Origin of the sequence: Paraburkholderia phosphatilytica (assembly GCF_003443895.1) — a bacterium.
Classification (GTDB): Bacteria; Pseudomonadota; Gammaproteobacteria; order Burkholderiales; family Burkholderiaceae; genus Paraburkholderia; species Paraburkholderia phosphatilytica.
Map to the genome: position 1 here is coordinate 1 of NZ_QQOA01000028.1, position 15,229 is coordinate 15,229.

Consider the following 15,229-nt stretch of genomic DNA (forward strand, 5'->3'; position numbering starts at 1 on the left):
TTCTGTGTCATCGGTTGCGTCCGCAAGTTGTAGTTGCGGACGCAAGCCTGCGCTCGTTCAGCTTCCGATTCTAGGTGCGGTCAAATTCGCGCTTACGACGTGGGCGCGGACGATGAGACGGGCCCCCCTTTTGTAGGGCCCAGCCGGATGTGCTCTGGTGCGAGGTGCGGGCGAGCGCGAAGGCCCCCGTCACCTTAGCGGACACCTGGGCCGCTGGCCCCAAGCAGCGAATCGCCGCCGGGAACCAGTTTCGGCAACCCCGTCGCCTCTTCGAGTCAACGTTTACCGACGTGAATGCGCAAGGGCAGCTGGGTGTGTTTCCCCTCGCGCAAGTAACCCAGATTGTGCAAGTGCTGGAAGATATTCGGCACCGAGCTTTTGCTTAGAGACGGCCACATTGGGGAGTTACAGCGGTTCACTTGAATGGTTGCTATTCCATGACAATCGACAGGAATGTCGGCCACGTACCGCCATTGACCATGTTAGCAAGCTTGTACTGTTCCACCATACGGCTGCCTTGCGCCTCAAGGCTCTCGTTGAAATCGAAGTATGTCTGGTCCCGATATGCCGTCTTCGGCTGCCAGTAGCCAACACCCTGGTCCAGAATCAGTTTTGTCTTCCTGCCTGAGGCCCAGGACACGGAGACTACGCGGCTATGCTGCAAATCATAGGGCCTATCGACCATTGTGACTTGAGGTTCGACAGAAACCATGGTCTGCAGCCAGGCCTTCATCAATTCGCGCATGTCTTCCGGACGACTCCAGTCATGCTTGATATGGTTGCTCACCTGGGTGGCCTGAGGGCGGAGGGTTGCTATTTCCAGACGCCGGAGTTCGCTACTCTTGAATATTGAAAGGAAGCCGCTCACCAGCATGAGCGACCACGGCGATTTGAGATACCGGTCGCTATAACTCACCTCGATTGCGTGGTCGTGTGCCATCAGGTTCGCAAGTGCAGGTATCTTTTCGCTGATTAGCCCGCGCAGTCGCGCTGCCAAAGATGCCACCGGTCCGTTGAGTTCCGTCACAACCTCGAGAACCGTTACGCCTGATTCACGGACATCCCAGCCAGTAACGTCAATTGGTGTGAGCGCAAAGGTACTGACCTGGCCGGTGGACACCCAGATGCTGCTATCGCTCGTGCCTAGCCAGTTTTCCCCCGGAAGGCCCGCCGCCGCTTCACCCGCAAAAAGTGTCCGCGCAGTTTCACCACGACAAACCTGCGCGACGGCCGTAACGCCAAACGCATCAGCTGCGGCATCATGCTGACATACACGCACACCGAGTTTTCCCAGGAAGTTCAGGCTGCGCCGGTTCTCCGCGTTGAGGTCCTTGACCGCTGGCACGACAAGGCAGACGTCGAGCGAGTCCTTAACTTTCCAGGTCAGGACCCTGTCGCGGAACGATGGATGGTCAAGGTCCCACTCCCTCGGGTCGCCGTTCAGCATCAGCTGGATTCCCGTTGCCCCTCTGTTAATGCTTTCGCGAATGAAACGTTCGGGACTGAACGAACAGTAGGTTGCGCCGGGAATGTTCTGAAACTGGCCCGGTAACTCAAGGTGGTGCAGGAATTCGTTGTCGTCGAGCCATCGCTTTGAGGCATGCCTGTCCAGTTCCTCCTGTTCAACACGGCTGTCGCGGCTTGCAAGACACGAAGAACAGACGTTTTCACATTCCTGCGGACAGTCCAGCTTGCGGGCAGCCTGAGCAAGCAGTTTTATAACCTGCGGCAATGCCGCCAGTACAAATCCGGCACCCCCGCTGACCTGGTCGAAAAGCTGGATGACCGTCCTGACTTTTCCGGTTGCCGTATCCCTGTCGAGCCGGGTTCCGAACCCCATCTCGGTGCTCGCGACGCCAATCTCGTCCGCAATGGAGTCACGCATAGCTACGGCCAGGGTGGTTGCGACGATAGCTTCCTCCGGGGAGTCGCCGAGCCACTCGCCGGTCGTCGGGCTCCTCAGGACGAGCTCGAGGACGTCGGTCGCGGTGTGATAGCCGAGGTGAATGTTGGGCTTCACTGCTGCGCCTGAGCAGGTCCTGTCCCGCTGGCTGCCAGTTGCTCCGCCGACCGGGCGATGGGATTTGTCCGGCCGGAGCGACGGGGGAATTTCGCCGTCGTGCGTCATGGATTCCGCGCGACCACAGGCAAGACATACGGCATATCCGCTTTCATGCTCGCCAGACGAGTGATAAAAGACGCTGCCATTGTGGCCAAAGTGAAGGTACCCGCAGCGGCTGTCCGGTAGCGCCAGCATTTCCCCGTCGAGCTGGATTCGGGGTGGTGCCACCCTGATGAACTTCTGTGTACTGATGTCGTTTGTCGTGGACTCATAGAAGTCCGTAACAAAACCTGACGGACGCAGGATGAGCTTCCGTTCGGTCACGGGAACCGGGTGGTCGCATCGTGTGCAGCGAATGTTGTCGCTATTCGAGTACGCGTTTTCGGTGATTCCGGCCGTTCCGCAATGACGGCATCGCCAGGCGATGTCGAATTTCTGCGCCTCATGTCTAGCGCCGCCGGAGTGCCAGTGCAGTCCTATGCCCGCAGAGCGATACACCCGGCCGTCAATCACGATTTGTGCGCCCGGCGCGTATTCACGAATCGCGATGCTCAGCCCGCGAGTGGGCTGCTCCTTGGACGTGAAGATGTTATCTTCGCGACTCCTTTCCTCGCGTTGCCGGCTGCGCTCCTTGAAATCCTCAACGTTGTAGGTATTCAGGTTCACGACGTCGGTCGGAAAACCGTAACCGGGCAGGAAGGCTCGCGCCGCGAGGTCACGCAGCAGGTACTCGTCCTCATGCCGCTTAAGCTCGAACCCGAGCGCTTTCCGGTATGGTTCATCCACGGCGCAGGCCAGGAGCTCAACCAGCTTGTGATGCTCGGAGCGCCACCGGGACTCGATTGGCAGCAGGCTCGCGACAGCATTGTCAATGAGAGTGGTCAGTGCGCGTGCTGCCAGGCTGGTGCCACGAGTGATATCAGCGATGCTTTGGTCCAGACCCTCGGGGTTGCCTTGCATCCAGTCGATGAAGCGTGTGCAGGCGGACTCGTCACCACCAAAGAACCAGTTCAACGTGAGTTTCGTCCGGTCCGTTCCGGTATTGCCCAGTGTTCGCAGGAACCGGCCGAGCAGCGCCGCGTTGACGTGCCGCTGTACGATTCGCTCCGAACTGAGCGTGATGCCGGGCGCGGGAATGGCCGTGATGAACGGCCACTTTGGTTCCCGGAACGCCCGCTGGTTGTGCGGGTCGGCCTTACACAGGGTGTAAGCAATTGAACGGGCTTCGCTGCGGCGTCCGGCGCGTCCTGCGCGCTGCAGGTAGTTGGCCGGATGCGGAGGGACATTGTTCATCGCCACGGCTGAGATACCACCGATATCGACACCCATTTCCATTGTCGTCGAGCAGTTCAGCACGTTGATTTTGCCGCGCTTGAACATGTCCTCATAGGTTTCCAGGCGGGTCGAAGACTGCTGCGCCGAGTGCTCGGCGGTGCGGTAATAGAATCCACCCTCCGCAGTCCGGTCGCACAGGTCGGTCCAGAGATTCTGTGACCTTAACTGCTGGACGTGTGGATTGTCCGCGACGAGCCGGCGAACCTGCACCCGCGCAGCCTCGGCGTCGCCCCCCGGGGACAGCAGCGAGAAAGTGGGTAGCTGCACCTTCCGGCACCGGTAATCTCCCTCACGAAAACGGTCTGGCATATAGGGCGTAAGCGCGCGAAATACCGTATCGAACATGCGGTGAGTGAGCGGACACACCCAGGCGACGGTGGGCAGCGAGAACGTCAAGGTGTTGAGGTTGAGTGCGTAGCCCCCCTCAAACTGCTCGAGTATCGTCGCGCCCACCAGGGCGTTCCAGGCCTGCTCGAGAAGATGGTTGATGATGTCCTGGTCCTCGGGGCGGCTCCGGTCAAGATTGCCCCCCTGTTCGAGCAATTTAACGAGTCGATGCCCCCGGCCTTGCCTGAACTGCGGCCACTTCTTGAACGTGGCGCTCTCCGCGGCTTCCCGCTTTGATGGCATGAGGACCTTCGAGGTGAACCGTGCTCCCATCCATCGCTGCATCGTGGGGTCGAGGCGGATGAACGTATTTTCGCGAACGTGAAAGTCGAGTGCTACCTTGAGAAAATCCCGCCAGTCCTGGAGCGTCAGATTGCCGGAACCGGTCTCGCCCGGGAGGGCAGCAGCCTTTCGGTCAAGCCACGACGCGGGAGCCGATGTGATGCCGTCGAGACCCCGGTAGCCCACGCGGACCAGGCCTAACGTCTCCGTGCTGTTCTGGTTCTTGGGGCGCCGCGCGTATTCGCGGGCAAGCAGCAGACGGGCCATCGGAATGGCACCTTCATGTCCCTCGAAGAGTTCAGGATTCGCGTACTTGTTGTAATCCCGAATCGATAGGGAGATATCTCTTGAGGTTGCCAGCTCCGTGACCATGTCGGACCAGGACATTTCGCTGGTCTCGCTTGTGGTCAGCCCCGAACTGGCCTCCTCCGCCTTCCGCAACACCTGCGCGGCGGCGTCGTTCATCCCCGATTTCTGAAGACTCTTTGCCAGTTCAATGAGCTCGTCGTAGCCGACCGTGGGAATATCCTTGGGTTTGGCATCAAGCTTTGCCTGGGCGTTACGGAGTATTTCGAAGACAAGTCCGCGAAGCCGGGAGCGTTCGGCTTCCTGTTGCATCCGCACCGCCATGCGGGCGGTCCCCTGTCGGCTATCGGTGAACGTAATGAGCTTGCGGCCTCGCCCGGGAAGTTCCTCCGGTGATTTTCCCTCAGAGTCTTCCGGCATCGGGTCAGGGCAGAATTCGAGGACCGTGGGCACCGCGTTCGCCACATAGAACGGTGCACCGAGATAGGCCTTGCGAAGCGGCCCGGGCGAGCCGGTGAAGCTTGTTTCACACCGGCTGCAGGTCGCCAGAGACTCCGGCGCAACGACAAGCTCTCTTGTGTCTGATGACGGGAGCGCGCCCACGTTGAGCGTCGAGAGGTCGACCTGCAGCGGGAAATAGGGTTCCTGTTGCGTCTCAGCCGGCGCGATGACAAACTTCTCAACGGACTGCCGGTTCGAAGGGCTGGACGACAGCTCGGTATCTGGCTCGTCTTCGGCCGGGCTTTCGTAGCTGAGCGAGAATTCATCGCTTGCATAGGGACTGCGTTGTCGCAGTTGCCCGGCCTGGTCCTCGGCGAGCAGGTGCGGGGTCTTGCATTCGTCACAGAAGGCGAGTTCATACACCGGCGCATGACACTCACAGCGAGAGCGTTGCGTGACATAGACATTGCCAAATGGCCACGCTTCAAGCCCCACCGGTTTGGCGCTGCAACGGGCGTCGACGCAGGCCCACAGCCCGTGCTGCATGCGCTGGAAGAGATGAATGCGCAGCTTGATGAACGGTGGCTCGTCGGCCGCACGCCGTGTCCCACTCATCAGGTCGAGCCACGCCAGCACCTCCTGTTGCCGCCCAGCGAGAGTCTCGCCCGTCAGCCGATTGCCAGCGATTTCAACGAGCTCGTTCAGGTCAAGCGGGCGTCCTTTGCTTACAATACCGTGGCGAAGCATGCTGGCCAGCGGATGATGGGCGAGTACGGAAAAGCGGGCCTCTGATATTTCCTGGCCGGCGTCAACTGAGCATGCCGCTTCATAGCTTCGCGGGTCGGGTGTCCCGGCGCACACGACGTCTGGTACCTTGCGTGAGCCCCCCACCACGACTACCTGTTCCGGCCGCACCCCGGCCAGACTTGCGAGATACTGCTGAAGCCGTTCATTTGCATTGCTGTCGGCAATGGTGGCCGATGTCGCAACGAAGCGGATTTCTTCTGGGCGTTTTCCGAACGCCTGAACCACGCGTCGCAACAGCAGCGCGAGTTCGGCCGCCTGGGAGCCAACATAGGTGTGTGCCTCATCCAGAACTATCCAGCGCAGGGACTGCTGTTGTCGTGACAGCTCGAGAATCGGGGCGTCGACCTGCCGGACCAGCATGTATTCAAGCATGGTCGCGTTGGTCATCAGCATGGGCGCCGGCTGTCTGCGCAGTTCCTCCCGTGATAAGACTTCGTTGGGCCTTTCATGCTGCAGCTTGCGCACTTCACCAGCACTTTCCACGGTTTTGCCGTTATACAGGCAAAAGCGGATGTCCGAGCCGAATGGCCGCGTCCAGGCGTGGAGGCGTTCGCGCTGCGAATTGATAAGGGCGTTCAATGGGTAGAGGAAAAGCGCACGCACGCCAACGAGTGACTGCCCTGTGTTGGCGCGTTCACGGACCAGGTCCTCGAGTATGGGCACCATGAAGCACTCTGTCTTTCCGGAGCCCGTCCCGCTCGTGATAACTGCGGATTTTGGAGTGGGTTCCAGAAGCGTTTCCCATGCCTTCAACTGATGCACGTAAGGACGAGCGTTCGCTGCGAAGCGGTAGGTTCCCTCTGCGGTATGGAGCGTATCGAGCAGACTTGCCGACAACAGATTGCCCCGCAGGTCATTCAGCGTCGTCTCCTCGGCTTCCTGCCATCCAAAGGTGTGTTCGAAAACGGGTGGTGCCAGAAAACACCCGTCGGAGCCAAGTTCGCTGTTCATCTGGATACCAAGATGGCGTCGCAGATTCTCGTCGTTGATACCAAGAACGCTCAGCGTGGCCTCCCGGGTACGGCTCAGACTTTGTTCAATCAGGTTGGTAAAGTACTTCATTCGCTTCCTCAGGCCCGTGCCGATGCGAGTAGATAGGAGACCATCATTCCGTGAACCGGGGTATACCAGCTACTGCGGTCAAAGTCGGACACCATCTTGATGGCGAACTTCACATAGGACCGCCTCTCCTTGAGCTCTTCGATATGTGCCATCCCAGCCGTAACATAGGCCATGAATATCGGCAGGTAGGTCACGGCGTCTGTATATTCCACCATTGACATGTTGGTTATCTGGCTTGGCAGCGGCTGCTTCCTTATCCATTCCTTGAGCAGGAAACCCAGGTCAACTGGCCAGCGGTTGTTGCCCTCGTGAGTTCTGCGCAATTGCTGGTACCAGTCCGGCAGGATACGTTCAACGGGAAGCCTGGGGAGGCTGGTCGGGTCAGCGGTTTCCAGATAGTTGCCGACTTCCTTGAAACCCGACACGACGGCAGGAAGCATGGCCCGGCGATTCCTGAGCAAGCTATCCAGCAGAACTTCGGGAACACCCTGCCGAACGAGCCATTCGCGAAACCGGGCATAGGCGGTTGCCCAACCCGGCAGCGGGATGCATTCCCATATCACCGCGAGCTCATCACGGATGCGTTCGCAGAACGCTTCGTCGAATTCAAGCCGGAATACAGCCGTTGCGAGTGCTGACGGGTTGCGTGACAGCGCCAGCCAGGATTCGAACACGGAGAGGGGAAGATGACGGTAGTGCTGCCGGAGGTCGGCGAGATACTGCCAGCCGCTGTGGTCCAGGTCCGTTGCCATATCAGCAATCTGCCGATTGATGACATCTGGCTGTCTTACGGGATGAAAAACGCGCGCGGCGGTGTGGAGTGAGCGGATTTCAGCTGGTATGTCGGTGCCGGACAGCTCTTCAGGTACGTAGAGTACGGGGCGGAACTGCGTTGATGAACCAGTGGCGGGATAGACGAGCCACGGTCCGTCGCGGCGCATCGATAGTGGTGCCCGGAACCGTCCGGTACCTGCTCCTTCACTGCTCATTTCTGGTATTTCGACGCGCCCCTGTTTCGGGTCGGTGAGGAGCATCGCCTCGACGGCCACCTCCGTATGCAGCGGGCCACCAGACGGGTTCATCAGGCTGAACGCGTCCTTGTCTTCCCATCGAACGGCGCCGTTATAGCGCCGGACGTCGAAGCGCAGGAGCGGTTGATTCGTCTCCACCGTGACGCGCAGACAGGCATCCTGGTCGTCGACCGCACCGAGCATCTGTTGCATGTCAGCCTGATAGCTGAAGAGGCTGAGCAGCACTGGCGTGTTGCCCGCCTTGACAAAATAGTGGCGAGCACATCGACCTTCCCGGGTCGCCAGTTCGAGGCGCAGGCAGAATTCGGTACCATTCGACGCCGAAGTGGCCAGTGCAACGCGAAGGCCCAGAAGTTCTGCAAGCGTAAAGTTGCGCCGAGAAATTGCTGCGCCATCGGAAGCCAGTAGCCGGGCGCCCTGGTAGGGATACGCCAGCCTGAACTGAATCGGGTCGCTTCCGGAACTTGTGCGACCTTTCGCTTCAAGTGTCAGGAATGACGGTGGGTCATTGCCCAATGATTCGAGCGTGATGATGGTGTCCTGGTCGCCGACCTCCACACGGCTTTTGACTGCGCTGTCAATAACCTGCACGTCGAGCGGCCGCGCGTTCTTCAACACAAGGCGGGCGGGTTTGCTGGGTGAGGCGGGGAAAGCCTGAATCGCGAAACCGGCGGGAACCACACCAAAGCGTCGCTGGAGCAGAACCTCGCCAAGTGCATTTCTTGCGATATAACGGATACCACCCAGCGGTTCACCGCCATTCATGCGCGTGAGCGGCTGGCGATTTGCAACCTCCTGGATTCGCGCCCGGGATTCCGCTGCATCCACAGAGGCATCCAGCCGAGGCCAGCCTAGGTACACCACCTGCGGAACCGACACAAAATACGCCATGTTTCCCTTCAGGACCGGCTGGCCGTTTCGCTCCGGGCTCGTTCTCAGCCGGATTGTGTAACGGTCGCCCGTGTCTGAAGTGAGCTGGAGGTTATCGGATGTTTCAAGCCAGAGTGTGCTGTCTGCGCTCTTCTGGACGCTGACCGCGCCATCACACGAATAACTGAATCGTTCCGGAAGGTGTACGCGAACGCGGCCGCTTGCGGTTGTACACGACGCGCTGGCTACGAACCACCATTCATCGCCCCTGCATTCGAAGACGAGGGGAAGTTCTTGCTCTTCGAGCGCGCCTTGGTCAAAGCGGACGGTGTAGGCGGACCTGCCGTTTGCGAGCAGCCGGAGCGTGAGCTCGTCATACGGCCGCGACCGGTCAATTGAAAGCTGGGTGCGAAGGAAGAGTACCGACAGGGCGGACTGGTCAATGCTTTGGTGGCCATACGCGGTGCCGGCTCTCGCGAGGAGCCGTTCGCCCTCGAAAAAGGCTAGTTCAAAGCGTGTCGTATTAGCGACAAGGGAGTCGACGGGAAACTGTGCCTCGCGCGGAATCGTCACCTCGGTGCGGATACGCCAGCCATGCGGCTGCTCGACCAGGCGGTGTGCGCACGAGAATGTGCCAGCCTCTGCGCGTTCAGCCTCGCGTTCCGCCCGGCGACGGCTCGCGTCGCGGAGCCACTCGCTAATCAGGCGGCGTGCGTTATCCTCGTCCAGAGGCAGCGGAAAGTCACGCCACCAGTGCGGCGCGACCTCGTCCAGATATTGCGCGGGGTCGGCTTTTCCCCGGAGCTCATACTGCGTGGCCAGAAACATCAGCTGCTCGACGATACCGGCGAGCAGCTGCCGCGTCTCAAGGGTGCGGAAGGTCTGCGGAAGCTCGTGCTCGAAGTCAGCCAGCACATCGGCTGTCGTGCGGAGTCCACCTTCCGCCCGGTAATAGTACTTGAGGCCCTTTCGAACGACGCGGCCGAAACCATGGGACTCGCTTTGCACCAGCGGCCACGGTAGTCCGCCCTCCGTGAACAGTGAGCCGAGGAGGTTATCCCTGCCATCCAGATATTGTCGAATCGGGCGCTTCCAGTACTGGCTGAGCCCCTGTCGTACCAGTTCGCCGTGCTGCTGGGGCGTGAACCTGCAGCTCAGACGGTTTTCGAAACGAGCCCACGCCCATCCGCCGTCTTTCGCGTCGTACTCACGCCGGAAACTTTCAGCCACAAAGAGGCAAAATGCTGCTGCCCACGAAAGGCCGTACGTTGGGTGCACGGCATGCAACCGGTGGTCGCGCAGGATTTGTTCAAGCTCGCGATACTCGCCAGGCGTGACCTGGTAGCGGTATAACGGCAAGCCGGGTGGCTCCCTGAAAATGTCCCGAATGAACAGAAATTCCGCCAGCCACGCCCGAATGGGCGACACCGCTCTTGGTAACTGCGACATGCCTTCGCCCCTTCGTTGCCTCTTGATTTTGTTGTTGTGTAAACCAAATATATGGTTGTGGTCTTTCTCTGATATCGCGAACAGTGTTTTGCACGTTACGGTGCGGTCGATTCCCCGAATGCAGCAAGTATATTGCGATGCTCGATGGCGGCAAATGCTTGCGGAATCGGAGTATCCAAGAACTTCATTCGGAATAGTTTACGGCGCGTCTCGCCAGCGGCACACCGGCATCTGCTGTACGCGTTGCGGCTACATACTGCACGGGTACAGGGGCAGCGCCTGTTGGGCGTGAAATTCCTTGATAGCCCAAGGCCCCAGCCACTGTATAACGGCAGCCCGATTCCACTTGTTTAGGTCGAGGCCCATCGCGTGCCCTCTCGGCTCGAGCGCAGGCGGAGGAACAAGGCCTGGGTCCGAGCTGATTTATGCGATTTGAATGAATGAACCTGTCAGCATAGGAACGGCTGTGGGTATATATGTTTAAGTCGCCGCAATTGCATCGGCAAAAATCCGGGCACGTTCTTCTTCCAAGCGCTGGATTTCAAGCGTCCTATCATTGATGACTCGAAGTGCATCTTTGGCCACGACGCAAGCGCGCTCTGAAGGAAGCGGAACGATAAGTTCGCCGAGGTCCGAGAGTCGGATGTTACGGACCGTACTTCCAGTGACGATTTGTCGAAGACGCTCTGCTCCGATGCGGCTTTTGAAAAAGAGGTACAGCGCTTCCGAGTAATTCACCGATTTCGGACGCAATACCAGGCAGGAGTTCGGCACGAATATACGACCAGCGTATGTCTCGACAAGCCCCATTGCACCGACGGCCCCTTTCGCCACCATGACTATGTCGCCGGGCTGGAGCTCGGCAGTTGTGTCAGATATCCTAGCTTGTTCTGTTTCGCGAGTATCGTCTTGCGTTGTTTCGACAAAGCGAACGTACGGGAACGCGCGGCCTATGCTTTCGGTGGTCAGGCTCGCGCCCACGCCTCGCGAGTCCACGAGCATCGACGAGGGGCGAAAAATATCCACGAGTTCACGGAGTCGAACTCCGCTAACGGCAGCTTCTTCCGCTGACAGGGAAGCTGTAAGCAGCATGCGCGGGAGGAGCGAGCCACTGCGCATGATTGCTTCGCGCGTTAGTGTGCGACTTGTGTGGCTATCCGCGACGCGGTCGTCTATGCCATCGAATATGCAGCGAGCAAGAGTGCGGCTCGACTCGACCTCAATTTTCCGGCCTCGTCCCCTTGTGGCAACAGTTGGACGTTCAGGCAAAGCCATAACGAACACAGATGCGTCGGCAGCTGGCGCTCCTGAGAGTCGGAGAATCAGCAGAGAATACTGGTGGGTTGCAAGCGGCGTCACGCCACTGGGAAGCTCAAGTACCGCTTCCAAACGACCCGAGTTGAGAAGTTCATTCCGAAAATCAGCCGCCTTTCCAGTGCGGTAGAGCATAGAGCTCGGTACAAGTGCTATTAGCCGTCGAATACTCGAACCAACGGCCGAAATAAGCGCACGAAGTTCTTCGCTGGCGGCATATGGAAGCTGCTTTGCATGCGCACCTCCCGAAACGCCAGGGACAAGAGGAAACGTAGCTATCGCGACATCGTTATTAGCTTGCGCCTTCGAAACCCGCTCAATCGGCAAAAATCCATTGGACTTAACGCTCACCACGTCCTGAGCCCCTCCGACGACGGTCCAGGAGGCAGCGCGGGTGATTTCGGCGCACAGCGCCGGAATGTCGGACCCAGAGCAATACTGCTCGACCGAGACGCCAGCGCTGTTCAATCGAGATGCCGCAAGGCAAAGAGGGTCCTGCAGGACGACGGCGCGCGGATGCGCTGCCTCTATGACAAGGTCAGTCAGGAGCTGCGCAATATCCGGCGTAAGCGATGTCTCCCCCCGACGTCTAGCTGTGTCCGAAACCGAAATCCAATCAAGAATTTCGGTGAGTTGCGGCGCCGCCTGTTCTCGTATCGCCTGCAACTCTGCATGAGAGATGGGCAACGTACTTGACCTGAGCAAATCGCCCCTGTGCGTTTCAGTGAGCATTGACAACGCAGCTTCATATGCATCGGGAACGCCATGGTCGCGAAGGGCCCCCACGAAGTCCCGGAATACAGCGGTCGGACTCAAAGGACGATTCATCTCAGTTGCGCACCATCTGCGAGCTTTTGAACGACCCTTCCGCGTACGGCCGGGTATCCAACGTCACGTGAAAATCGAGCTTCACGGGCGGCAAGTTCAGGGGATGTACCGCCAGTGCCGTAGCGATAGCAACGAAAATCGACCGCCGGGACTGGCGTGACTTGCGCCCGATGGACTCTTCTGCTCGTGTCAGATTTTTCATGGTTTCCGGATTTCAAGATTTGACGAAGAAATCATGACATGATTTCTTCGTTGGCCGCAAGCGTCATTTGCATGCTCGGGAAGTGGAAACTCAGACCACAGATGCCACCAGCGATTGCGCGCGTGAGGTCGCCCCGCAGCGCGGACTGAAGCGACGAGCGTTTCTCTGCTTTCCAAAGGCTCGAAGGTGGTAACGCGTTGGTCGCCCGCTCAACCGATGGAATCTAAGCTCGCTTGAAAATTCCTTCAGCATTGCCTACGTTGGTAAACCCAAGCCGGTGCAATGCCGGCGCGCAGTACCAGGAATGAGCCTTTATTCGTCGCGTTGACCGCCCGCTAGGTCAGGCCCCCATTTTATGAGAGGGTATGGTTGGGGGCTGGCGATGAAACAGGTCTGGCTGCGAGCGAATTTTGCGACGTGGATAGTCAGTCGCCTATTCAATGTACTGTCCCTGTTTGAACTGGTGGAGCGCGATGGTCTCCGCGCCCATGACACGCAGGCAGGCAATGAGGAAGGCCGCCGAGAACCGCTTGCGATTAATTTTGCGGTTGAGCTGGTCGGGCGACTCGTAGATGCCGAGCTGCTCCAGCATCCGCGAAAGCTGTTTGTAGCGGATGCCGCGCCGCATCATCTCTTCCTCTATCAGCCTCTTCGCCTCTTCTTCCCACTGCCCGTAGGGCCCAGCCGTCAGCCGACCTTGCTTGTGCGGCGGTTTTTCCATCGTTCCCCCTCGACCTTGTTCGGGCCTCTGTTTTTCTGTTGCCGGGATTTTCTCACGGCTATTTTCGGTCGTATACGACCGACTCCAAACCAGCATTCCTACACGTCCTTAGCAAGCCACTTTTTTGCGAGGACAGAATGCTGACAATAGCTTTACAACCCAGTTTGCCGGCCCGACGGGCCGCAACTGTACTCTCGACGACCAGCCAGATGTACAGCCGGCTGCGGACTCCGGGCGGAGGCGCGAAATGAGAATCGCACCGACCTATGGCGTCCGTAGTCGCCGGAGTGCGGCGAACGCCGGCGTCCGGCCGACGGCCCGTACGTATGGCAAGGCCCGCATCGGCACCTATGCCGAAAAGGCTGACGGCCACATCACTGTCGAATCGGACGCGGAACGCCTCGTCGCGCACATGCTGTGCATTGACCCACGCGTGCGCTCTTTCAGGCAGCAACCGTTCACAGTCGACCTGGTCGGTGAGCGACTGCTGTTCACACGCGAGGAGCTGTCCGAAGCGCGCAAGGCGCGTGGTGGTCGCGCCGGCGAGGCGGAGTACACGCCCGACTTCGCCACCGTTCAGGCCGACGGTCTGCAGCGCGCATACGAGGTCAAGCTCGAAGGCTTCGAGGGCGATGGACGGTATTGGGCCAAGGTCGAGCGGGCCCGGGAAATCATGGAGGCCTACTGCTATCCGCTATCCACGCTAATCGTGCCTGCGAATGAACGGCACCCGGTCGTCGTCAATGCGCAACTGCTGAAGCCGGCGCTGGCGCGTGTCCCCGAATACCTGACGCCGGACATCATTGACCGGGTTGACCGCTACTGCGAATCGGGCCCGGTGTTGCAGCGCGCGCTGTGCGCCGACCTCCAGATTCCGACGGGCCTGATTCCTCCACTTTTGGCTGGCGGTGTGCTGCAGGCGGACCTCGCGCATCAGCTCATCTGCGCGACTCTGCCACTGTCGGCCGCATATGGTGACCTGAGCCACCTCTGCCTGATTGAGGAGTTGCGGCCATGATGTCCGACCTACGCGCCGGAGACAAGCTGGCGCTGCCCGGCAAAACGGACAGCTGCTTCGAGGTTCTGGACGCCCGCCTGCATGCGGGCACCATCCATCTCTTCGACGCTGAGAAACGTGCGGACCGCTATGTCGAATACGCCGACATCTGCGCCCGGATTTCGGAGGGCAGTCTGGTCCTGCATCGAAAGGGGATGCCGCGTGTCAGTATTGCCGCCCAATACAACAATCCGGCACTGCACGAGCAGCTCCGTCTGCTGACCTATGTCCTGCGACGCATTGATGAAATCCGTGAGCAACGCGGCGTTTCGTTTGACGCCGCCATTCCTCTAGCCCGCGATGCCTATCCAAAGGAGCGAGCGGGTCAACTGCTGGTCTGTCCGTTTCCCTCGCGCGCAACCCTGTACCGGGCGCACAAGAATCAACTGCTCGGCCTGCCGGTTCTCAGGGGGGACAAAAATAAAGGCAATGTCGCAGCCAGATATTCAAAGGACCTCATCGAATTCGTCGACGAAGTCATCCAGAACCATTTCCTGGTCACAGAATCCAGGTGGACGGTCCTTAAGGTCACGAAATACGTCAACCGTCAGGCTCGTGAGCTCGGCTTGCATGTTGCCGAGCACACTATCAGCCGCAAGTTCGTGTGCGCCAGGATTGCTGCGGTCACCGTCGATGCCGAATATGACCGGATGGACCCACTTAAACGGGTCGCCGGCAAATCGTTCGCGAAAAAGCGCATCCGGGCAGCATTCCCATTCGCCCGAATCGAGCAGGACGCTTTGCATCTGCCGTTCGTCGTCACCGCACCCGAAGGCACCGCCCGGACCATCTATCTTGTGCTCGCAATTGACGTCTGCACCGGATATCCGGTGGGATGGCACCTCGTCCTCCGTCCGCCGCGAGAGATGGATTCGCTGTCGTGCCTCGAGATGTATCTGACGCCTGCTAAGGCAGCCCGCTTCGCGGAATTTGGTATTGCTAACGCGCTGAACGTTTATGGCACGCCTGGACAGGTCATTTTTGATAATGGCCCGGAAACCAAGGGCGGCCGAATTGTACGTCTGGAACGGTTAGGAATGGATGTCAAGCACTGCAAAGCAAAGGAAGCGCAAGG

General features: G+C 59.3%; 8 protein-coding genes. 1 reads left to right on the plus strand and 7 read right to left on the minus strand.

The genetic code is table 11. The features are described 5' to 3' along the window. Positions 1-430 precede the first annotated feature (430 nt). From DVS29_RS25170 to DVS29_RS25190, 5 genes are all read right to left on the minus strand, one after another. Positions 431-6,682, minus strand: a complete 6,252-nt coding sequence (locus DVS29_RS25170; protein ID WP_118183244.1) for a DEAD/DEAH box helicase — start codon at positions 6,680-6,682, stop codon at positions 431-433. Positions 6,683-6,690: 8 nt separating this feature from the next. Next, entirely contained in the window at positions 6,691-10,032 is a 3,342-nt protein-coding gene (locus DVS29_RS25175) for an STY4851/ECs_5259 family protein (RefSeq protein WP_164707986.1), read from the minus strand. 480 nt (positions 10,033-10,512) lie between these two features. After that, positions 10,513-12,174 (minus strand): restriction endonuclease subunit S, encoded by a 1,662-nt coding sequence (locus DVS29_RS25185; RefSeq protein ID WP_118183246.1) that lies wholly within the window; start codon positions 12,172-12,174, stop codon positions 10,513-10,515. Between the two features lies 1 nt (position 12,175). Next, a complete protein-coding gene (locus DVS29_RS37030) occupies positions 12,176-12,376 on the minus strand; it encodes a hypothetical protein (RefSeq protein ID WP_124800715.1) in 201 nt (66 codons plus the stop codon). A gap of 433 nt (positions 12,377-12,809) precedes the next feature. After that, complete coding sequence (locus tag DVS29_RS25190; RefSeq protein ID WP_118183247.1) at positions 12,810-13,097, minus strand: DUF6471 domain-containing protein; 288 nt, start codon at positions 13,095-13,097, stop codon at positions 12,810-12,812. A 247-nt stretch (positions 13,098-13,344) separates the two neighbouring features. On the opposite strand from DVS29_RS25190, the gene DVS29_RS25195 reads away from it, so the two are divergent. After that, positions 13,345-14,115 (plus strand): hypothetical protein, encoded by a 771-nt coding sequence (locus DVS29_RS25195; protein ID WP_118183248.1) that lies wholly within the window; start codon positions 13,345-13,347, stop codon positions 14,113-14,115. An 8-nt stretch (positions 14,116-14,123) separates the two neighbouring features. On the opposite strand, the gene DVS29_RS37965 is transcribed toward DVS29_RS25195, so the two are convergent. Then, entirely contained in the window at positions 14,124-14,414 is a 291-nt protein-coding gene (locus DVS29_RS37965) for a hypothetical protein (protein WP_240655790.1), read from the minus strand. Positions 14,415-14,600: 186 nt separating this feature from the next. Beyond that, a complete protein-coding gene (locus DVS29_RS37970) occupies positions 14,601-14,900 on the minus strand; it encodes a hypothetical protein (protein ID WP_240655791.1) in 300 nt (99 codons plus the stop codon). Positions 14,901-15,229: the final 329 nt, after the last annotated feature.